The sequence below is a fragment of the Saccharopolyspora mangrovi genome, assembly GCF_035320975.1.
GTDB classification, from domain to species: Bacteria; Actinomycetota; Actinomycetes; order Mycobacteriales; family Pseudonocardiaceae; genus Saccharopolyspora; species Saccharopolyspora mangrovi.
The window spans coordinates 141,138-161,300 of the sequence record NZ_JAWLNX010000010.1 but is presented as its reverse complement, the minus strand read 5'-3'; the positions used below and the strand labels follow the sequence as shown (position 1 = coordinate 161,300).

At 71.0% G+C, this 20,163-nt stretch carries 24 protein-coding genes; 16 read left to right on the top strand and 8 right to left on the bottom strand.

From position 1 onward, the window contains the following. The first annotated feature begins 57 nt into the window (after positions 1–57). Positions 58–285, top strand: a complete 228-nt coding sequence (locus R4I43_RS16635; protein ID WP_324266531.1) for a hypothetical protein — start codon at positions 58–60, stop codon at positions 283–285. 11 nt (positions 286–296) lie between these two features. Continuing rightward, the gene (locus R4I43_RS16630; RefSeq protein ID WP_324266530.1) at positions 297–1,226 is read left to right on the top strand and encodes an SDR family NAD(P)-dependent oxidoreductase; all 930 of its coding nucleotides are present in this window, start codon (positions 297–299) and stop codon (positions 1,224–1,226) included. Here R4I43_RS16630 and R4I43_RS16625 read toward each other — a convergent pair. Next, the gene (locus R4I43_RS16625; protein WP_324266529.1) at positions 1,223–1,984 is read right to left on the bottom strand and encodes a TetR/AcrR family transcriptional regulator; all 762 of its coding nucleotides are present in this window, start codon (positions 1,982–1,984) and stop codon (positions 1,223–1,225) included. The genes R4I43_RS16630 and R4I43_RS16625 overlap by 4 nt on opposite strands. Before the next feature lie 66 nt (positions 1,985–2,050). On the opposite strand from R4I43_RS16625, the gene R4I43_RS16620 reads away from it, so the two are divergent. Then, entirely contained in the window at positions 2,051–2,428 is a 378-nt protein-coding gene (locus R4I43_RS16620) for a VOC family protein (protein WP_324266528.1), read from the top strand. A gap of 7 nt (positions 2,429–2,435) precedes the next feature. Here R4I43_RS16620 and R4I43_RS16615 read toward each other — a convergent pair whose 3' ends face one another. Next, the gene (locus tag R4I43_RS16615; RefSeq protein ID WP_324266527.1) at positions 2,436–3,773 is read right to left on the bottom strand and encodes an MFS transporter; all 1,338 of its coding nucleotides are present in this window, start codon (positions 3,771–3,773) and stop codon (positions 2,436–2,438) included. Positions 3,774–4,086: 313 nt separating this feature from the next. Between R4I43_RS16615 and R4I43_RS16610 the strand changes: the two genes are divergently transcribed. Then, a complete protein-coding gene (locus tag R4I43_RS16610; RefSeq protein ID WP_324266526.1) occupies positions 4,087–4,881 on the top strand; it encodes an SDR family NAD(P)-dependent oxidoreductase in 795 nt (264 codons plus the stop codon). Here the strand turns inward: R4I43_RS16610 and R4I43_RS16605 are convergent. From R4I43_RS16605 to R4I43_RS16590, 4 genes are all read right to left on the bottom strand, one after another. Continuing rightward, a complete protein-coding gene (locus R4I43_RS16605) occupies positions 4,857–5,090 on the bottom strand; it encodes a hypothetical protein (protein ID WP_324266525.1) in 234 nt (77 codons plus the stop codon). The two genes, R4I43_RS16610 and R4I43_RS16605, sit on opposite strands and share 25 nt — an antisense overlap. 43 nt (positions 5,091–5,133) lie before the next feature. Further along, positions 5,134–5,895, bottom strand: a complete 762-nt coding sequence (locus R4I43_RS16600) for an IclR family transcriptional regulator (RefSeq protein WP_324266524.1) — start codon at positions 5,893–5,895, stop codon at positions 5,134–5,136. Continuing rightward, positions 5,895–7,127 (bottom strand): D-arabinono-1,4-lactone oxidase, encoded by a 1,233-nt coding sequence (locus tag R4I43_RS16595; protein ID WP_324266523.1) that lies wholly within the window; start codon positions 7,125–7,127, stop codon positions 5,895–5,897. The genes R4I43_RS16600 and R4I43_RS16595 overlap by 1 nt, the downstream gene beginning before the upstream one ends. A gap of 69 nt (positions 7,128–7,196) precedes the next feature. After that, positions 7,197–7,748 (bottom strand): NAD(P)H-dependent oxidoreductase, encoded by a 552-nt coding sequence (locus tag R4I43_RS16590; RefSeq protein WP_324266522.1) that lies wholly within the window; start codon positions 7,746–7,748, stop codon positions 7,197–7,199. 115 nt (positions 7,749–7,863) lie between these two features. Between R4I43_RS16590 and R4I43_RS16585 the strand changes: the two genes are divergently transcribed. The 4 genes from R4I43_RS16585 (at position 7,864) to R4I43_RS16570 (ending at position 11,517) form a co-directional block, all read left to right on the top strand. Then, positions 7,864–8,520: a TetR/AcrR family transcriptional regulator gene (locus tag R4I43_RS16585; RefSeq protein ID WP_324266521.1), complete on the top strand. Its 657-nt coding sequence runs from the start codon at positions 7,864–7,866 to the stop codon at positions 8,518–8,520. 139 nt (positions 8,521–8,659) lie between these two features. Further along, positions 8,660–9,667 carry a TRAP transporter substrate-binding protein gene (locus R4I43_RS16580; protein ID WP_324266520.1) on the top strand — a complete coding sequence of 336 codons (1,008 nt, stop codon included), beginning with the start codon at positions 8,660–8,662 and terminating at the stop codon, positions 9,665–9,667. A gap of 9 nt (positions 9,668–9,676) precedes the next feature. Further along, entirely contained in the window at positions 9,677–10,210 is a 534-nt protein-coding gene (locus R4I43_RS16575; protein ID WP_324266519.1) for a TRAP transporter small permease, read from the top strand. Continuing rightward, positions 10,207–11,517 carry a TRAP transporter large permease gene (locus R4I43_RS16570; protein ID WP_324266518.1) on the top strand — a complete coding sequence of 437 codons (1,311 nt, stop codon included), beginning with the start codon at positions 10,207–10,209 and terminating at the stop codon, positions 11,515–11,517. The genes R4I43_RS16575 and R4I43_RS16570 overlap by 4 nt, the downstream gene beginning before the upstream one ends. Here R4I43_RS16570 and R4I43_RS16565 read toward each other — a convergent pair. Further along, positions 11,514–12,155: a TetR/AcrR family transcriptional regulator gene (locus R4I43_RS16565; protein WP_324266517.1), complete on the bottom strand. Its 642-nt coding sequence runs from the start codon at positions 12,153–12,155 to the stop codon at positions 11,514–11,516. The genes R4I43_RS16570 and R4I43_RS16565 overlap by 4 nt on opposite strands. A gap of 144 nt (positions 12,156–12,299) precedes the next feature. On the opposite strand from R4I43_RS16565, the gene R4I43_RS16560 reads away from it, so the two are divergent. Next, on the top strand, positions 12,300–13,124 hold the full coding sequence (locus R4I43_RS16560; RefSeq protein ID WP_324266516.1) for an oxygenase MpaB family protein: 825 nt from the start codon (positions 12,300–12,302) through the stop codon (positions 13,122–13,124). On the opposite strand, the gene R4I43_RS16555 is transcribed toward R4I43_RS16560, so the two are convergent. Beyond that, a complete protein-coding gene (locus R4I43_RS16555) occupies positions 13,121–13,903 on the bottom strand; it encodes a DUF1932 domain-containing protein (RefSeq protein WP_324266515.1) in 783 nt (260 codons plus the stop codon). The genes R4I43_RS16560 and R4I43_RS16555 overlap by 4 nt on opposite strands. A gap of 286 nt (positions 13,904–14,189) precedes the next feature. On the opposite strand from R4I43_RS16555, the gene R4I43_RS16550 reads away from it, so the two are divergent. From R4I43_RS16550 to R4I43_RS16520, 7 genes are all read left to right on the top strand, one after another. After that, positions 14,190–15,494 carry an MFS transporter gene (locus R4I43_RS16550; protein ID WP_324266514.1) on the top strand — a complete coding sequence of 435 codons (1,305 nt, stop codon included), beginning with the start codon at positions 14,190–14,192 and terminating at the stop codon, positions 15,492–15,494. Between the two features lie 83 nt (positions 15,495–15,577). After that, a complete protein-coding gene (locus tag R4I43_RS16545; protein WP_324266513.1) occupies positions 15,578–17,086 on the top strand; it encodes a sensor histidine kinase in 1,509 nt (502 codons plus the stop codon). A gap of 25 nt (positions 17,087–17,111) precedes the next feature. Further along, complete coding sequence (locus R4I43_RS16540; protein WP_324266512.1) at positions 17,112–17,780, top strand: response regulator transcription factor; 669 nt, start codon at positions 17,112–17,114, stop codon at positions 17,778–17,780. Positions 17,781–17,941: 161 nt separating this feature from the next. After that, on the top strand, positions 17,942–18,652 hold the full coding sequence (locus R4I43_RS16535) for an alpha/beta hydrolase (RefSeq protein WP_324266511.1): 711 nt from the start codon (positions 17,942–17,944) through the stop codon (positions 18,650–18,652). A gap of 11 nt (positions 18,653–18,663) precedes the next feature. Next, positions 18,664–18,945, top strand: a complete 282-nt coding sequence (locus R4I43_RS16530; protein ID WP_324266510.1) for a muconolactone Delta-isomerase — start codon at positions 18,664–18,666, stop codon at positions 18,943–18,945. Continuing rightward, positions 18,942–19,295, top strand: a complete 354-nt coding sequence (ligA, locus tag R4I43_RS16525) for a protocatechuate 4,5-dioxygenase subunit alpha (RefSeq protein ID WP_324266509.1) — start codon at positions 18,942–18,944, stop codon at positions 19,293–19,295. Before R4I43_RS16530 ends, ligA begins: the two co-directional genes overlap by 4 nt. After that, positions 19,288–20,142 carry a class III extradiol dioxygenase subunit beta gene (locus R4I43_RS16520; protein ID WP_324266508.1) on the top strand — a complete coding sequence of 285 codons (855 nt, stop codon included), beginning with the start codon at positions 19,288–19,290 and terminating at the stop codon, positions 20,140–20,142. Before ligA ends, R4I43_RS16520 begins: the two co-directional genes overlap by 8 nt. The last annotated feature ends 21 nt before the right edge of the window (positions 20,143–20,163 follow it).

The following is a 20,163-nucleotide window of genomic DNA, read 5'->3' as shown; positions in this document are numbered from 1 at the left end:
GCAAACGACCAGGTTCGCGGCGGGCGGGAGCCGGCCGCCTGATTCCGGAGGTGTGGCGTGAGCATCGACGAATCCGCGCTGGCACAGCTGCGCAGCACGCTCGCGGCCGATGACTACCAGCTGGCCGTCGCCGACAGCGACGGGCAGGTGCGGGTGAGCATCACCGCGGGGCCTGCGGCCTGCGAGGACTGCCTGGTGCCCAAGCCGCTGATGCGGGGCGTGCTGCACCAGGCCCTCGGCGTCCCGGAGGACGCCATCACCTTGATCTATCCGGGCGAGGACTAGAGGGAGCGCACGTGGAGATCTCACTCGAAGGCAGGGTCGCCATCGTCACCGGCGCGGGGCCCAACATCGGCAGCGGGATCGCGCTGGCGCTGGCCCGCTACGGCGCGACGGTCGCCTGCAACGACGTCGACGCCGATGCCGCGAAGGCCTGCGTCGAGCGCATCGAGCGCAACGGCGGCACCGCCCTCGCCATCCCCGGTGACGTCACCGACGAGCAGCAGGTCACCGGCTACATCGACACCGTGGTCGAGAAGTTCGGCCACATCGACATCCTCGTCAACAACGCCGCCCTGCTCGGTGGCAGGGGCGTGCTGGACGAGAGCACCGACTTCTTCCGCCGCGCCATCGAGGTCGCCGGGCTCGGGAACTTCCTCAACACCAAGCACGTCGGCAGGCACATGGCCGCCAACGGCATCCGCGGCTCGATCGTGGCGATCTCCTCCTCCAACGGCTGGTCCGGTACCGCGGGAGTCATCGCCTACGCCTTCCACAAGGGCGGGGTGAACAACTTCGTGCGCGCCGCGGCGATGGACCTGGCGCCCTACGGCATCCGCGTCAACGGTTTCACCCCGACCGCGCCCACCCCCGACAACCCGGCGCTGATCGCCGAGCGCGGCCCCGGCGGCGTGCTGGAACGCCCGCGCGCCAACGGAATCGGCGGTGAGACCGGCGACGAGCCCTGGCGCAGGCCGTCGCGCTGGGCGGGGGAGCGGGCGCCGCTGGTGCCGATGGGCAGCACCGGCACCCCCACCGACATCGGCCACGCCGTCGCGTGGCTGTGCTCGGACTATGCCCGCCTGATCACCGGCTGCGACCTCGTCGTCGACGGCGGGGCGCGGGCCAAGAACTTCGCCTACGCCCCCGCGGCCCCCGCCGACGTCGCGGGCCCGGCCCCGCTGTTCCCGCTGGACATCACCGGCGAGCTCGACCGCGATCTCTAGTCGCCGACGAGGGTTTCGAGGCCGTCGAGGATGCGCTGCAGGCCGAAGTCGTAGGCGTGGCCGGGGCTGCTGGGACCCCGGTACTCAGCTCCTCCGGCGGAGCCGATCCGGGCCGCGTTGGGGTACTTGGCCGGGTCGAACACCGCCGCCAGGATGGGTTCGTTGGCGCGCCACCACTGCTCGTCGGTGGTGGCGCTGTCGCGTTGGGCCGCCTCGGCTTCGGCTTCCGAACGCGCCGCGGCCTGCACGAAGTCGAGCACGAGGGTGAGGGCCTGATCGATGTGCACGTCGTCGAGGCCCAGGTCGAGGAACGCCCCGAGCTCGTGCTCGTACTTGGCGATCAGGCCCGGACCCAGCGGCGGGCGGCTGGTCGAGACCTTCAGCGCCCACGGGTGCCGCCGGTACAGCTGGCGGTTCTGCGCGGCGACCAGCGCGACCCGCTCGCGCCACGGCAGGTGCGCCAGGGGTTCTCGCGGCATCCGCTGGTAGATGCCGTCGAGCATGAGGTCCAGCAGTTCGGCCTTGCCGGGGACGTAGGTGTACATCGACATCGTCGAGACCCCGAGGCTCTCGGCGACCCGTCGCATCGTCACGGCCGCCAGGCCGTCGGAGTCGGCCAGCACGATCGCGGCGTCGACGACCTGGTCGATGCTCAGCCCCTTGCGCGGGCCGCGCTGCGGTGGGCGTTCACCCAGCTCGTGCCGCCACAGCAGTTCCAGCGTGCGCCCGGGGTCCCCGGCGCTGCTCCGCTCGACCACCACACATCACCTCCGTACTATGTACAGTGTACGGCGTACGGATTGTCGAGTGGGAGGGGGTGCCCGGTGCGGATCAACGCTACTGCGGTGTCGCTCAACGTCGAGGACGTGGCCGCGTCCAGCCGGTTCCTGGTGGAGCACTTCGGTTTCACCGAGGCCATGTCCGCCGACGGGTTCGCCTCGCTGTCCCGGCCCGACGCCGGGGTCAACGTGGTGTTCCTGCGCCGCGGCCTGGCGACCCTGCCGGAGGACCAGCGCGACGACCACGCCGCTGGGCTGATCCTCGCCTTCGAGGTCGACGACCTGGAAGGTGAGCTCGCGCGGTTGCAGGCCGAAGGGGTGGCGATCACCATGCCGCTCACGGCGGAGGAGTGGGGCGAACGGGCCTTCCAGGTCCGCGACCCCAACGGCGTCATCGTCCAGCTCGTCGACTGGAACGGCTGAGCGCCGATCAGGCCTCCGCGGCCGGAGCCCGAACCGCCTGCTCGCTCGAGGTCGGGTTGGTCTCCGGTCCGCGGCGGACCGCGAAGAACATCAGCACACCGCCCAGCAGCACCAGCACGACCGGCCCGTACTCGTAGGGCATCAGCGCGCTGAGGCCCAGCAGCCAGAACGTGTAGAGGCCGGGCAGGATCAGCCCGAACATGTAGCCGATCCCGTAACCGCTGGCCCGCACGCTCGCCGGGAACCGCTCGTTGAGGTACACCAGGATCACCCCCAGCGGGGCCGACGGCGTGGCCTTGGCGATCACGCCCAGCAGCACGATGAACCAGGCCGGAGCCCCGGCCGGAACCGTGATCGCCAGCAGCAGGAACGAGCCCGACACCGCCACCGTGATCACCAGCGCCGCACGCATCAGCAGCTTCCGGCGGCCGATGCGCTGGCCCAGCACGGCCATGCCCAGGATCGCCGCGATCGTCACCACCGAGGAGACCATCTCCACCGTCGTCGTCAGCTGCGGGCTCACGTCCAGCACCTGCACCAGCAGGGTCGGCAGGAACGACACCGACATCTGCGCGGTGAACCAGTACCCGCAGGTGAACAGGAAGACGCTGAGGATCAGCGCGCGGTGCGTGGTGAACAGCTCCACCACCGGCTGCTTGCGGCCCTCGGCCCGCCGCCGCTCGTACACCGACTCGTCCTCGACGACCTTGCGGTAGTGCATCAGGTACGCCACGCCGAGCGCGAACCCGACCAGGAACGGGATGCGCCAGCCCCAGGTGAGGAAACCGTCGTGGCTGAACGACTCCAGCAACGCGTAGATCAGCAGGTTCACCCCGAGCACCGAGGCCGGTGCGCCGATGCCGATGAGCCCGCCGATCCAGCCGCGCCGCGCCGGCTGCGCCTGCTCCAGCGCCAGCGGGATCGGCGCGGAATACCCGCCGGCCAAGAAGATCCCGCCGATCAACCGCAGGATCGCGAACATCGTGATCGCCCCGAAGCCCATGAGCTCGTAGCCGGGCAGCAGGCCCATCACCAGGGTGATGATCGTGAAGCCCCAGCCGCTGATGATCGTCACGCGCTTGCGCCCGATCCGGTCGGAGAGGTTGCCGAAGATGACGCTGCCGATCGGGCGGGCCAGCAACCCGATGGTGAACAGCAGCGTCGTGAACGTCGCCCGCGCCTCCACCGGCAGTCCCGGAGGCAGGAAGTAGCCCATCGCGGCGGGCAGCACGAACGCCGGGAGGTAGACGTCGAAGCTGTCGACGAACATCGAGATCGCGCCGCCGCGCGCGGATCTGCGCTCATCGGCCTCGCTGATCGACTTTCCGGAACCGGACAGCGTCATCGCTGGCCTCCCGTGGTCGTGGTGGTCAACTCCGGGTTTCTCGGTCAGCTGCCCGGTCAAGCGCCGGATCCGGCTTCGGCGAGGCGCCGACTGCTGGGAAGCGGCACGGATCACACACTAGGGAGGCCACGGCGCCCGGTGGAAATAAACGAAAACCCGCCCACCGCATCAACCCCGTCAATACCCGCAGCTCACCCCGCGCGAACCCGCTGCCGCGCAGGCCGATTCCGCACCCGCCACATCCGCACCCCGGAAGAGCAGTCCGCTGTGGACCGAGCAGCGGGCGCTTCCCGGACGCAATATCCTCGCTGGCATGCAGCTAGATCTTTCCGGACGCACCGCGCTGATCACCGGATCCACGCAGGGGATCGGGTACGCCATCGCTCAGGGGCTCGCGCGGGCCGGGGCCCGGGTGGCGATCAACGGGCGCACCGCCGAACGCGTCGACGAAGCCGTGCGGCAGCTCCAGCAGGACGTGCCCGGTGCCCAGGCCGTCGCAGCGGCCGCCGACGTCACCACCGAGGACGGTGCCGCCGACCTGCTCCGGTCGCTTCCGCGCGTCGACGTGCTGATCAACAACCTCGGCATCTTCGGCGCCCAGCCGGCGCTGGAGATCACCGACGACGACTGGCGCCGGTACTTCGAGGTCAACGTGCTCGCCGCGGTGCGGCTGACCCGCGCCTACCTGCCGGGCATGACACGGCAGGGGTGGGGCCGCGTGCAGTACCTCGCCAGCGACTCGGCGGTGGTCATCCCCGCGGAGATGATCCACTACGGCATGTCCAAGACCGCGCTGCTGGCCGCCTCCCGCGGGTTCGCCAAGGAAGCAGCCGGAACGGGGGTGACCGTCAACTCGGTGATCGCGGGGCCGACCCACACCGGCGGCGTGGAGAAGTTCGTCTACGAGCTGGTCGACTCGACGCTGCCGTGGGAGCAGGCGCAGCGGCAGTTCATGCGCGAGCACCGGCCGCAGTCGTTGCTGCAGCGGCTCATCGAGCCCGAGGAGATCGCCAACATGGTCGTCTACCTCAGCTCGCCGCTGGCCTCGGCGACCACCGGCGCCGCGGTGCGCGTCGACGGCGGCTACGTGGACTCCATCCTGCCCTGATCGTCCAGGTGCGGGTGCGAGCCCAGCCAGTCCCACATCGGTGCGGCGGCGGTGAACTCGCGCTGGGCGCCGCAGCGGCACATCGCCCGCATTCCGCCGGGCGTCCACTCGACGCGGTTGGTGAGGGCCTCGCGGGTCAGGCAGGTGGTGTCGATGGCGGGGCTCCTGTCGGGTCCGCGAGCGGTCGCGAAGGACGGTGGTCCCCACACCGTAGGTCTGTTGATCTTGACAGTAAACGGGGTGAACCGCGAGTCAGGTGATCGCCCGCGAGATCGCGCGGGCGCTCGCGCGCACCAGAGCGCTCAACGAGTGCGGGGTGGCGGAACCGTGCCGCACGACCAGCGACACCGCGGCGATGACCTCGCCCCGCTGGTCGTGCACCGGGGCCGCCACCGACAGCGCGTCCTCGGTGACCTGCCGGTCGCTGACCGCGAAACCGCAGTTGCGCACCTCCGCCAGCATCCGGCGCAACACCTCCGGATCGGTGACCGTCAGGTCGGTGAAGCGCGGGATCTCGGCGCCGAGCACCTCGTCCTGGACCTCGGCGGGGGAGTGCGCCAGCAGCACCAGGCCGACCCCAGTGGCGGTCAGCGCGAACCGCCCGCCCACGCGGGTGCGCACCGGCACGGCACCGCTGCCCGCGATGCGCTCGACGAACACCACCTCGGTACCCTCGCGGATCGCCAGCTGCACGTTCTCCCTGGTCACCGCCGAGAGGTCCTCCATCGTGGGCAGCGCGAGCTCGCGCAGCCCCAGCCCGCGCGGTGCCAGCGCTCCCAGCTCCCACAACCGCAGGCCCACCCGGTAGGCGCCGTCCGGGCCGCGTTCCAGCGCGCCCCACTCGACCAGATCGCCCAGCATCCGGTAGGTCGTGGAGGTCGGCAGCCCGCTCTGCCGGGCGAGTTCGCTGAGCGTCATCGCGGTGCGTTCCGGGGAGAAGGCGTCGAGCAGGTGCAGGGCGCGGCGCACCACCGGACCGGTCGGCCCGGCCGGTCGTCCGCGCCGCGCCGCCATCACAGCCCGATCGTGCGCGCGAGGAAGTCGTTGCCGAACTTGCCGTCCGGGTCGAAACGCCGCGCCAGCGAGCGGAAATCGGCCAGCTTCGGGTACAGCAGGTCGAGGTCGGCGGGTTCGGTGGTGAACAACTTGCCCCAGTGCGGACGCCCGCCGAAGGGCTCCAGCGCGGCCTCGATGTCGGGCAGCAGCGCCTCCACCGCCGACTGCGCGGGCCGCCAGGTGAAGTGGAAGGCCACCGAGTCCGAGCCGTGCGCGGGGCTCAGCCACAGGTCGTCGGCGGCGATGGTGCGCACCTCGCTGATGCGCAGCAGCGGAGCCATCTTGTCCGCCAGCGGCCGCAGCGCCGCCAGGGCCGCCGCGCCGTGCTCGGCGGGCACGAAGTACTCGCTCTGCAGCTCGTCGCCGTCGCTGGGCGTGAAACCGGCCTTGAAGTGCGGCAACCGGTCGTGCCACGCGCCCGCCACGCCCAGCTGCTCGGTGAGGTTGTCGATGCCGGTGTCGCGCAGCATGTGCGTGGGCACCTCGGCCGGGCGGGCGCCGAAGAGCTCCGCGGGCGCGTCCTGGCCGACGCGGGCCTTCGCCCACACCTGGACGACCTCGTCGAAGTCGGTGAACACGCTGACGCTGTAGGCGGCGGAGGTGATCGCCTCGAACTCGCCCAGCAACGCGTCCCAGCCGAGTTCGAGGTGCACGGTCGTGGCCACCTCGAAGGCTGGTTGCACGCGCAGGCCGATGCGGGTCACCACGCCCAGCGCGCCCAGGTGCACCACCGCTCCGGCGAAATCGCGATCCCCGGGCCGCAACCGCACGAGTTCGCCGTCGGCGCGGACGATGTCGAGCCCGGCCACCGCCGCGCTCAGCGACGGGTTGCCCACGCCGGAGCCGTGGGTGCCGGTGGCCGTGGCGCCGGCGACGGTGATGTGCGGCAGCGAGGCCATGTTGTGCAGCGCGCGCCCGGAACTGGCCAGGTGGGTGGCGAGCTCGCCGTAGCGCATGCCGCCCGGGACCCACGCGAGGTCACCGTCGATGTCGACGTCGGCGGGCAGCGCGTCCAGGCTGATGTGGTCGGCGGTGGTGTCGGCGATGTCGTTGAAGCAGTGCCGCGAGCCCAGCGCCTTGACCCGCTCGGCACCGGCGACGATCCGCCGCACCTCGTCGACGTCGCGTGGGCGGTGCGTTCGCTGCGCCCGGTAGGTGAGGTTCTTCGCCCAGTTCGTTCCACCAGCCACGGGCGCCACGTTAACCCGGTGAACACCGGCGGCGGTATGGCCCTCTCCTCCACACCGCCGCCGGGAGGATCACGCGGAGAGGTTGGCCTTGAGCTTGCCCAGCGCGGTGGTCAGCTGCTCGACGACCTCCGGGTCGTCGGCCGGGTGGGTCTCGGCGAAGCGGGTCATCGAGCCCGGGATGCTGAGCTTGACCTCGTCGACGATCGAGGCACCGGCGATGCCCGCGGACTTGCGGGTCTCGTCCTGCGCCCAGACCCCGCCGTACTGGCCGAAGGCGGTGCCGATCACCGCGGTGGGCTTTCCGGACAGCGCACCCGCGCCGAACGGGCGGGACAGCCAGTCGATGGCGTTCTTCAGCACGGCCGGGATGGTGCCGTTGTACTCCGGTGCGAACAGCAGGAACGCATCGGCGGCACCGGCGACCTCGCGCAGCCGGGTGGCGGCGGCGGGCACGTCGGCCTCGGTGTCGATGTCCTCGTTGTAGAAGGGCAGGTCGCCGAGACCGTCGAAGATCTCGATCTCGACATCGCTGGGTGCCAGGCTGCGAGCGGCCTCGGCGAGCTGGCGGTTGTGGGAACCGGCGCGGAGGCTGCCGACGAGCGCGAGGACCTTGACGGACATTGGTATCTCTCCAGGTGAGGAGTAAGGTGAGGGAAAGCGGACCGTGGTCCGATTACGTTGTACCACCGAATCGGACCGCGGTCCAGTTCCCTGTGGGAGGCGTTACGCTGTGCGCATGAGTGGTGGCATACCGCCGATCGGCCCGACCGGTGACACCCTGGCCGGTCCGGTGGATCTCGACGTCACGGCCGCCGACGCCGGCCGCAGGCCGCGCGCCGACGCCGTCCGCAACCGGGCCAAGCTCCTCGACGCCGCCGCGCGCCTGGTCGCCGACTGCGGCGCCGCGAACCTCACGATGGACGCCGTGGCCGCCGAAGCCGAAGTCGGCAAGGGCACCGTGTTCCGCCGCTTCGGCGACCGGAACGGCCTGCTGCTGGCCCTGCTCGACCACGAGGAGCAGCGGATCCAGGAGGCCTTCCTGTCCGGCCCGCCCCCGCTGGGGCCCGGGGCGCCGGCCATCGAGCGGCTGCGCGCCTTCGGCCCGGCCGTGATGCGCCACGAGCTCGACAACATGGAGCTCTACCTCGCCGCCGAGCCGCCGGTGGAGCGCCGCTGCTCGGTCCCCGCGCGCGGGCTGCGACGCGCCCACCTGATGATCCTGCTGCGCCAGACCGAAGCCACCACCGACGTCGAGCTCGCCGCCGAAACCCTGCTGGCCTCCATCGACACCCCGCTGCTGCACCACCTCGTCGAACAGAGGCGCTTCCCGCTCGCACGGCTCGAAGCCGGCTGGCAGGACCTGGTCACCCGGCTGGCCACGCCGCTGCCGTGAGCTTCCGCTGAGCGGGAAGATCAATTTGGTGAAATCCTGTTCGCAGTGCGAGCCTCCGGCGGCTCATGCGTGAAGGGAGTTCGCCGGTGAACGACCCGGTTTTCGAAGTGCGGCCCCAGCGGCTCCCGGGGAGCGCTCGATGAAGGCGATGCCGAGGCGGAACTTCCTCGCCGCGGCCGGGCTGGGTGTTCTCGCCGGCGTCGCGGGCTGCGCGCCCAGCGCGCACCGGCCGGTGGCCGCCACCTACCTGACCACCTCCTACGACGACCTGTACCCGGGCGTCGAGATGTTCCTCGGCAAAGCCCTCGAACTCGGCGGATTCGACTTCGACGTGTTCCCCTCCGGCCAACTGCTCGGAGCCGAGGAACTCGTGCCCGGCATGCTGCACGGCGTCGCCGACGTCGTCCTGCAGACCAGCTCCTACGTGTCCTCCAGCTTCCCGATCCTCGGCTCGCTGGAACTTCCCTTCACCACCGAGGACTTCGACCGCTACCTGCGCGCCTGCGACCCGGACAGCGACGTCTCGCGGCTGATCAACCAGGGGTTGATCGGGCAGAACATGCGGATGCTCGGCGGCATGGCCACCGGATTCGAATACCTCTGGACCATCGACAAACCCATCCGCACCCCCGAGGACGTGCGCGGGCTGCGGCTGCGCGTCGCAGGCGAGATCGAGGGCGAGACCGTCAAAGCGCTCGGCGGCGCACCGGTGTTCCTCGGCTCCGCCGAGCTCTACCAGGCGCTGGAACGCGGCACGATCGACGGGATGATGAGCTACCTCGGCACCGTGGTCTCCCGCGACCTGCAGGAGATCCTGCGCTACGGCACCGCCGCCCACTTCGGCGCGTACACGGTGGACGCCTACTGCCGCGCCGACTGGTACGACTCGCTGCCGCCGCACCAGCGGCACGCGCTCGACGAAGCTGGTCGCGTGCTGTTCCGCGACGGCACCGCCACGCTCGTCGACGTCCACGAGCACGACTACCTGCCCGCGGTGCGGCAAGCCGGCGTCGAACTGATCGAGCTCGACGAAGCCGGGCTGCGGCCCTTCCGCGCCGCCGTGTCCGCCGTGCACGAACGCTGGCGCCACCTGCTGGGCGACCCGGTCGCCGCGCAGCGGGCGCTCGAGCTGATCCGCGACGCATGAGGAGCGACGATGCTTGACCACCTGCGCCGCATCGTGCTGATCGGCACCCGGTCCCTGGCGGTGCTCGCCATGATCACCATCGCGCTGATGATGCTGTCCATCAGCTACGACGTGATCGCCCGCTACGCCTTCCGGGCGCCCACCGACTGGGCCTACCCGCTCAACTCCAGCGCCGTGCTGGCGGTGACCGTGCTCGCGATCCCGCACCTGTACGCCACCGGCCACCACATCTCGATGGACCTCGTGCACCGCTCGCTGCCGCCGAAGCTGCGCCGGGCCGCCGACGGGATCACCGCCACCGCCGCCGCGCTGCTGGGACTCGTGCTGGCCATCACCGGGTTCCAGGCCACCGCGCTGTCCTACACCCACGGGCTCGCCGGGGCCGGCACCTTCAGCGTTCCACTGTGGATGCCCGACCTGGTCCTCGCCGTGTCCGGCGCGTTCCTGCTGCTGGTGGCCGTGCTGTTCCCGCCGCACGCCGAACCCGAACTCGCCGCGACCGCCGCAGGCGCCGACGACGCACAGGACGGAGCCCACGCGTGATCCTCTCCCACGGTCTCATCGTGGCGCTGGCGGTGGTGCTGCTGCTGGTGCTGATCGCGGTGCGCACACCCATCTTCATCGCCCTGTCGGTCTCCGGCATCACCGGACTGCTGTGCCTGTCCGGCTTCGACGGCCTCAAGCTCGTGCCGCTGGCGATGGGCGCGCAGCTGCAGGAGTACGCGCTGGTCGCCGCACCGCTGTACATCCTGCTGGGGGAAGCGCTCGCCGTCACCGGGCTCGGACGCGACCTGTTCGCCGCCGCGCACCGCTGGTTCACCCGCGTGCCAGGCGGTCTCGGCGCCTCGGCCGTGGCCTCCTCGACGCTGTTCGGCGCCATGTCGGGGGTGAGCATCTCCTCGGTGGCGCTGATCGGGCGGATGGCGGTGCCCGAAATGCTCTCGCGCGGCTACAAACCCGGCTTCGCCGCCGGATCCGTGGCGGCCTCGGGCGCGCTGGCGATGCTCATCCCGCCGAGCCTGATGTTCATCCTCTACGCCTCGGTCACCGGCGAGAGCGTCGCGTCGCTGTTCGCCGGCGGCATCGTGCCCGGGCTGCTGCTCGCGGCGCTGATGATCGGCTACGTCGTGGTCCGCGCGAAGCTCAACCCCAGCAGCGCACCCCGCGACGGCGAGACGTTCAGCTGGCGCGAGCGCTGGGCAGCCATCGCCAAGATCACCCCGGCGCTGGTGCTCATCGCGCTGGTGCTCGGCTCGATCTACACCGGGTTCGCCACGCCCACCGAGGCCGCCGCGATCGGCGCGCTGCTGGCGTTCGCCGTGACCGGCCTGGTGTACCGGAAGCTGGGCTGGGCCAACCTCAAGCTCATCTTCGCCTCCACCGCTACGGTCTCGGCGGCGATGCTGGCCATCGTCGGCTCGGCGTTCGTGTTCACCCAGATGCTGGTGGTGGCGCGGGTTCCGGAGAACCTCACCGACTTCGTGGTCGGCCTGGACGTGCACCCCTACGTCGTGCTGATCGGCATCATGCTGGTGCTGATCCTGCTCGGCTGCCTGGTCGACGCCGCCTCACTGCTGCTGGTGGTCACCCCGATCCTCGTGCCGGCGATCGAGGAGCTCGGCTTCGACCCGCTGTGGTTCGGCGTCCTGCTGGTGGTCAACCTCGAGATGGCGGTGATCACCCCACCGGTCGGCCTGAACCTCTACACGATGAAGTCGGTCGTCCCGGAGCTCGACCTCGGCGAGATCTTCAAGGGCATCGCCCCCTACCTGATCATCGAGTTCGCGCTGATCCTGCTCATGATCGCCGTCCCGGGCACCGCCACCTACCTGCCCAGCGTCATCACCTAGGTGGTCGTGCCTCGGCGCTGGTGCGGGAGCTCCGAGGTGGCGAGGAAGATCTCGCTGCACCAGTCGACCACCTCGGCTTCGGAGGCGGCCAGCCCGCCGTCGAGCCACGCCGTCAGCGTCTGGGCGAGGCCGCCGACCAGGAAGCTCGACAGCAGCTCCAGCCGGGCGCCGGCCTGCACCCCGTAGACCTGGCGGGCCTGGGTCCCCAGCAGCTGCGTGAACAGCCGGGTCGACTCGGTTCGCCGGTGCGCCAGCGGGGTGCCGGCCAGGAACGGGGAGAACAGCAGCCGGCCCCGGCGCGGATCGGCGGCGATGAGCCGCACGATGGTCGAAAGACCGGTCCGCACCTTCCGGTCGGGTTCGGCCACGGCGGTCACCGCGCCCAGTGCGGTGGTGGCGATCTCGTTGACCACGTGGTCGTAGACGGCGGTGGCCAGCGCGTCGCGATCGGTGAAGCTCTCGTAGAAGTACCGGTTGGCCAGCCCGGCCTGGCGGCAGACCCCGCGCACCGTCAGGCTCGGATCACCGTCGGGGGAGCCGAGCAGCTCCAGCCCGGCCTCGATGAACGCGGCGCGGCGCTCGGCCTGGCGGTCCGAACCCGTCACGCCGCCGTAGACGCGCAGAGGAGTGGTGGCCACCGGGACATCTTGACATCTCGCGCGGCTGCCCGTCCCCTGTATGTGGGAACGACCGTTGTCAGACGTCCGTGCGATTTCAATGGAGTTCAGGTTCCCGGTTTCCATTGAAATCGGGTTCGGCGCCGGTGGTCAGGAGGTCGTGCAATGCGGGGTCGTGCGGGGGAGCGGACCGGGGTCGGGGGTTCGGTGCTCGGTGCCGGGCTGCTGGCGGGAGCGGCCAACGTCATCATGCAGCTCAGCCACCCCGGCGTCGGCCGCGGAGTGGTGGAGAGCCGCGTCGACAGCGGCAACCTGTTCAAGCGCCCGGTCAAGCGCACCCGCACCACGGTCACCTACCTCGCCGTCGCGCTGCTGGGCACCGACGAGGAGCGCGCGGCGTTCCGGCGCGCGGTCAACAAGCAGCACGCGCAGGTCCGCTCCACCGAGCGAAGCCCGGTGCGCTACAACGCCTTCGACCCCGAGCTGCAGCTCTGGGTGGCCGCCTGCCTGTACAAGGGCGTCGAGGACACCAACCGGATCTTCGGCGGCGTCACCGACCCCGACCAGCTCGACGAGCTCTACCGCTCCTCGGCGGTGCTGGGCACCACGCTGCAGGTGCGACCGGACATGTGGCCCGCCGACCGCGCCGAGTTCGAACGCTACTGGGACAAGCAGCTCGCCGAGGTGCGCATCGATGACGCGGTGCGCGAGCTGCTGCACGACGTGGCTTCGCTGAAGTTCCTGCCGAATCCGCTCAGCGCCGTCCTCGGCCCCGTCAACGCCTTCCTGACCACCGGGTTCCTGCCGCCGAAGTTCCGCGAGGAGATGCAGCTGCGCTGGAGCGACGCCGACCAGGCCAGGTTCGACCGGATCATCCGGGTCGTCGCCGCGGTGGTGAACCACATCCCGCTGCCGATGCGCGGGTTCCCGTTCAACCTCGCGCTCTGGGACCTGCGCAAGCGCATGCGACGCGGGATGCCGCTGGCTTAGCGCCCCTCGCTCAAGCGGGCGTGGAGATCGCGGCTGGCAGCGGCCATGACGGGGGAGAGGCCGAAGTCGGTGAGCATCTCGGTGGCCGCCGCCATCTCGTCGGTCCGGCGCTGCGAGTGCTGGTAGGTGCCCGAGACGATCCGCTCCACAGTGGACTCACCGGCCTTGGTGAAGTCGGCGATGATGTTCTCCCGCAGCAGGTCCTCGAAACCGGCCGCCTTCGCCGCTTCCAGCGCCTCCACGATGGAAGCGGCCATTCCCTTGAAGTACACGCTGCGCAACAACTTCCGCGTCGCCGCCAGCCCCGCCGGACCGTCGAGCACCTCGACGTGGGCGCCGAAACCACCCAGCAGCTCCGCCGTGCGCCCCGCGCCCGGGCCGCTGACCAGCATCGGGACTCGCAGGCGCGGCTCGGGGACCGGAGCCATGATCGCCACGTCGGCGAAGGTCACCCCGCGCCGCTCGGCGATCTCGGCCAGCCGCTGCTTCTTCGCCGGCGAAGCCGTGTTGAGGTCGGCCCACACCGAGCCCTCCGGCAGCGCGCCGATCCCGGCCTCCATCGCCTCCACCGCGACCGCCGAGCGGTTCACGCTGAGCACCAGGTCCGCGCCGGTCGCGGCATCGGCCTCGCTGCTGGCCGCCACCAGGCCCGGCCCGGCCGTCACCGCCGGGTCGTAGCCGCGCACGACCGCGCCCGCCGCCGCCAGGTCCGCGCTGATCGCGCCGCCGGCCTCGCCCAGGCCCAGCACGCCGATCACGGTCCGCTCCGACTGCTCCATCCGGGGCCACCTCCGCTCGCTCCGCCTCGCATCCGCACCAAAAATAGCTCGCCGGACCGATTCGGACCGTTATCGTGACGCATCACAACGTCCGAAACGTCCACACCAGACGGTGTGTCCGCGCAAGCGACATTTGACGCATTCGTCCCGCGCCGGGTGTTGAGCACCGGTTGCGACGCGCGACCCGCGCCCGGCGAGCCCGCAACCACTTGGATGGCGGTGGCAGCCCGCCGCCGTCCGCGCCGGACGGCGTCCGGCCCATCCGCGTCCGAAGGAGTGCGCAGCCGTGGCAGATTCCGAGACGAGCACCGGTCCGTCGAGACGAACGATCCTCACCGCGAGCCTCGTGGGCACCTCCATCGAGTGGTACGACTACTACATCTTCGGCACCGCGGCAGCCCTGGTGTTCGGGACGCTGTTCTACCCGCAGTTCTCACCTGCCGCCGGCACCATCGCCGCGTTCGGCACGTTCGCGATGGGCTTCATCGCGCGACCGCTGGGCGCGGCGCTGTTCGGGCACTTCGGCGACCGCATCGGCCGCAAGTCCATGCTGGTCATCACCCTGGTCATCACCGGAGGTGCCACCTTCTGCATCGGACTGCTGCCCACCTACGCCGCCATCGGCCTCGGCGCCCCGCTGCTGCTGGTCGGACTGCGACTGCTGCAGGGCCTGGCCGTCGGCGGCGAGTGGGGCGGGGCGGTGCTCATCGCCACCGAGCACGCCGAACCCCGCCGGCGCGCCTTCTACGGCAGCTTCGCCCAGTTCGGCGTGCCGATCGGCGTGCTCACCTCGAACCTGGCGTTCCTGGCCGTGTCCGGCATGCCCGACGACAGCTTCACCTCCTGGGGCTGGCGCATCCCGTTCCTGCTGAGCATCGTGCTGATCGTGGTGGGCCTGCTGGTGCGCGCCCGGCTGCAGGACACCCACGACTTCGCCCGGGTCAAGCAGCAGGAGGGCGTCAGCAAGATGCCCATCGGCGAACTGGTCCGCACCGAACCCCGCAACCTGGTGCTGGCCTGCCTGGCCTCCATCGCCCCGCCGGCCACCGGCTACATGGTCATCGTCTACATGCTCAACTACGGCACCAAGGCAGCCGGGTTCTCCCGCTCCACGCTGCTGACCCTGATCCTGCTGTCGACGCTGGTGTGGATCGCGGCGATCGTCGTCGCCGCCATCGCCGCCGACCGCCACGGCGCCAAGAAGGTCTACGTGCTCGGCGCGCTGACCGCCGTCATCTGGCCCTTCCCGATGTTCGCGCTGGTCGACACCGGCAACTGGGCCGCGGCCGGGTTCGCGTTCTTCGTCGCCGCGATCGTGCAGGGCATCATGTCCGGCGCTCAGGGCGGGCTGTTCACCGAGCTGTTCGACGCCCGCTTCCGCTACAGCGGCATCTCCATCGCCTACCAGATGGGCGGCATGATCGGCGGTGCGCTGACCCCCATCGTCGCCACCTCCCTCTACGCCGCCACCGGGTCCTCCAGTCCCCTCGCGCTGTACCTCACGGCGCTGTGCGCCATCACCCTGGTCACCGTGCTCGGACTGCGGACGCGGGCCGGGGTGACCGCGCCGAGACCCGCGGCAGCCGAGTGACGGGCGCTTCCGCCGGGGAAACGCGTGGTTGATTTCGCACGCCCGGTGGGCCTTAGATTCAAGGGGGCAGCGAGGAGGCTGGAGTGCGACCACCCGTGCGTGCGACCTCGGCGGGAGCCACCGCCGAGCCGGTGGTGCGCGCGCTGGTCGACGTCTCGGCCGACGGGCTGGCCGTTCTCGACGGCAACGGCCGGTTCACCGAGGTCAACGCCGCCGGGCACCGCATCCTCGGCCTCGGCGAGAAGGCCCTGCACGGCCACCCCTCACCGTTCGAACTCGGCCGCAGCCAGCCGTCCTCGGACATCCGCAGGCAGACCGAGTGGCAGGGCGGCGACGGCCGCTGGCAGCGCCTGGAATACCGGGTCTCGGCGCTGCCCGACGGCCGCTGCGTCGTGTGGTTCACCGACGTCACCGAAACCCTGCGCGAGCAGGAGCGGCTCTCGGCGATCACCCGCGCCGCCGCCAGCGTCGCCGACTCCGGATCGCTGAGCGCCACCCTCGAGGCGGTGGCCCGCGAGGTGTGGATGACCGCCAACATCTCCGCCGTGCAGATCATGACCATCGACAACCCGCGCGACGAGCTGCGCGTGGTCGGCATGGCGGGTTTCGGCGACACCGCCGGGTTCACCGACCGGCTCAGCGAATGCCGCAGGCTCGGCGCCGACGTGCGCTTCATCGACGCCCTCGAGCAGCACCAGCCCGTGGTGGTGCTGCACCGCAAACGGGTGATCATGAACGATCCGCGCTGGATCCCGCTCAAGCAGATCATGAGCGAACCGGACTGGGACAGCTTCGTGTCCATGCCGCTGGTGGTGCGCGGCAGGGTGTTGGGCGTGATCAACGCCTACTACGTGCCCGGCGACGACCCCGGCCCGAGCTCGCTGGCGTTCCTGTCGGCGATGGCCGACCACGCGGCGGTGGCCATCGAAACCGCCTCGCTGCTGGCCCAGACCCGTTCGCGCGCGCAGATGGAAGAACGCCGCAAACTGGCCCGCGACCTGCACGACTCCGTGGTGCAGCAGCTGTTCTCGATGGGCATGCAAGCCCGCGCGCTGCGCTCCAGCCTGGACCGCACCGGCGGCAGCGGTACCGACGTGCGCGACGGCGTCGAGGAGATGGTGGGCCTGGCCCGCAACGCGCTGGCCGACCTGCGCGGGCTGGTGTTCGAACTGCACCCGCTCGACCTCGCCGACCGCGGCCTGGTCGACGCCGTGCGCAGCTACGCCGCCGGCGTCGAAGCCCGCCACGACCTGGTCATCGACGTCCGCGCAGCCGAAGACCTGGAACTGGACCTGGGCATCGACGTGGCCGAAGACCTCTACCGCATCGTCCAGGAAGCCCTGCACAACGTCGTCAAGCACGCCCGCGCGACCCGCGCCGGGATCGACTTCGGGCGCTCCGGCCGGGGCGGGGTGACCGTGCGCATCACCGACGACGGCATCGGCGGCGAAGCACCGGCCAGCGGCAAGAGCCTCGGCTTGGTGTCGATGCGGGAGCGCGCCGAGCGGTGGCGCGGCGGTCTGGCCGCCGGGGCCCAACCCGGTGGGGGATGGGCGGTCGAGGTCGCCCTGCCCGCCGGCCCGGCCTGCTGAACACGACGGAGGGAGCGGTGACCAGATGATCGCAACCGATGCGGTGGGGGTGCTCGTGGTCGACGACCACGCCATCGTCCGCCGGGGGCTGCGCGCCTACCTCGACTCCGAACCCGAGCTGGAGATGCTCGGCGAGGCCGTCGACGGGCAGGACGCCGTGGCCCGACTCCAGGAGTGGCGCGTCACCGGCGCCCGCATGCCGCACGTGGTCCTGATGGACCTGCAGATGCCCAGGATGGACGGCATCGAAGCCACCCAGGCCATCGTGCGCGCCCACCCCGAGGTCAAGGTGGTGGTGCTGACCAGCTTCGGCGAGGCCGAACGCGTCCACGCCGCCCTCTCGGCCGGTGCGGCCGGATACGTCCTCAAGGACGCCGACACCGACGAGGTCGCCACCGCCATCCGCGCCGCCGCCACCGGCGAGGTGCACCTCGACTCCGCGGTGGCCCGGCTGCTGGCCCGCCGCATGGCCGCGCCCCGCACCGGGCTGACCTCGCTGACCGGCCGCGAACGCGAAATCCTCGTCCTGGTGGCGCAAGGCCTGTGCAACCGCGAGATCGCCGAGCACCTGGTCATCAGCGAGCGCACCGCCCGCACCCACGTCTCCAACCTGCTCGGCAAGCTCCAACTCGCCTCCCGGACCCAAGCCGCCCTGCTCGCCATCCGCGAAGGCCTCGTCGCCCCACCCACCTGAGACCGCGAACCCGTCCGCTCGGCAACGGACGGATGACGTAGCCCAGGTCGTCGCAACGGTGGTGGGCGAGGCGACTGCGGTCGGATCTTCGGGAGCGGGCGGGTTCGTAGGTTCGTCGGGAGAGGGCGGATCTTCGACGCGGCAGGGGAGAACCACGCGACATGGACGAGACTTTCGTGCTGGTGCACGGGGCCTGGCACGGCGGCTGGTGCTGGGACCGGGTCGCCCCGCTGCTGCGGGAGGCCGGGCACGAGGTGCACGCGCCGACGCTGACCGGGCTGTCGGAGCGCTCCCACCTCATCTCCCCGCAGGTCGGGCTCGACACCCACACCGACGACATCGTGCGCCACCTCGACGTCCTGGGGCTGCGCGAGGTCGTGCTGGTCGGGCACAGCTACGCCGGCCAACTGGTCAGCACCGTCGCCGACCGGCGCCCGGAGACCGTGGCGCGCCGGGTGTACCTCGACGCGTTCGTCGGCACCGACGGCGAGGCCGCCTGCAACCTGCTGCCCGACCAGGTGCGGCACCACTGGGCCGAATCGGCGATCAGCGACGGCTTCGGCTGGATGGTGCCGCCGCGCTCGTTGGCGGTGCTGGGCGTGAGCAAACCCGACGACGTCGACTGGCTGACCCCGAAGCTCACCCCGCACCCCTGGAAGACCTACACCGATCCGCTGCGGCTGACCGGGGCCGGCGACGAGGTGCCCGCCGCGTTCGTCGAATGCGTCGACTGGATGCGGGTCTTCCGCGCCCACGCCGCCCGCGCGCACGCCCGGGGCTGGCCGGTGCACGAGCTCAAGACCGGCCACGAAGCCATGGTCACCGCCCCCGCCGAACTCGCCGCGACCCTGCTCGACATCGTCCGGAACTAGGAGGAGCGCACGTGGAGTTCCTGGTCCGCTCGGAGAACCGGATGCCACCCGACATCCCCGAGGAGCGGCGCGCCGAGCTCAAAGCCGCTGAGCGCGCCCGCGCCGTGCAACTGCGCGAGCAGGGCGTGCTCAAGCGCCTGTGGCGGGTGCCCGGCCGCAACGCCACCGTCGGCCTCTACGAAGCCGCCGACCCGGCGCAGCTGCACGAGGCGCTGATGTCGCTGCCGATGTCGCCGTGGCTGGAGGTCACCGTCGAAGCGCTCGCGACCCACCCGCAGGAGGCGGGCGCATGACCGCGATGGACGACATCCCCGGCACCTACGTCTTCGACGGGCGCGCCGGACGCCGCGGGTACCGGCTCAACAAGATGCTCATGACCTTCCGCGACCCGGCCGCCCGACAGCGGTTCCTCGCCGACGAAGCCGCCTACTGCGCCGAGTTCGGCCTCACCGACGCCCAGCGCACCGCCGTGCTGGATCGGGACTGGCGCGCGCTGTGCGACGAAGGCGGCAGCATCTTCTACGTCTTCAAGCTCGCGATGGTCGACGGCAAGTCGATGCAGCACCTCGGCGGTGCGTTCACCGGCATGACCGAAGAGGAGTTCGTGGCGATGATGCGCGCGGGAGGCAAGACCGATGGCTGAGGTGATCTGGGGACTGGCGACCTCCCACGTGCCCTCGATCGGAGCCGCGATGGACGGTGGCAAGACCCGCGACCCGTACTGGAAGCCGCTGTTCGACGGCTACCGCCCGGCCCGCGAGTGGATGGCCGAACGCACGCCCGACGTGGCGCTGGTGATCTACAACGACCACGCCAACGCCCTCGACGTCGACGTGGTGCCCACCTTCGCCCTCGGCACCGCCGAGAAGTACCCGGTCGCCGACGAGGGGTTCGGCCGCCGCCCGGTGCCCGACCTCGTCGGAGCCCCGGACCTGTCGCTGCACCTGCTGGAACAGCTCGTCGACGACGGCTTCGACATGACCGCCCTGCAGGCCCTCGAGGTCGACCACGGCTGCACCGTCCCGCTGTCGGTGTACTGCCCCGAACCCGGCGACGCCTGGCCGTGCGCGGTGATCCCGCTGCTGGTCAACGTCATCCAGTACCCGCAGCCCACCGCCGCCCGCTGCTACGCCCTCGGCAAGGCCATCGGGCGCGTCCTGCGCGACTACCCGGAGGACACCACCGTGGCGATCTTCGGCACCGGCGGGATGTCGCACCAGCTGGCCGGAGCCCGCGCCGGGTTCATCAACCCCGACTTCGACCGGATGTTCCTCGACGAGATCGAAACCGACCCCGAGCACCTGGCGGGCCTGACGCGCGCCGACTACGTCCGCCAAGCCGGATCCGAGGGCTTCGAGCTGGTCATGTGGCTGATCATGCGCGGCGCCCTGGCCGAACGCATCCAGCGCGTGCACGAGGTCTACCACGTCCCGGCCTCCAACACCGCCGCCGCGCTGGCGCTGTTCGACAACCGGCCGCCCGCCCGCTGAGACCCCGGCGTGGCGCGTTCC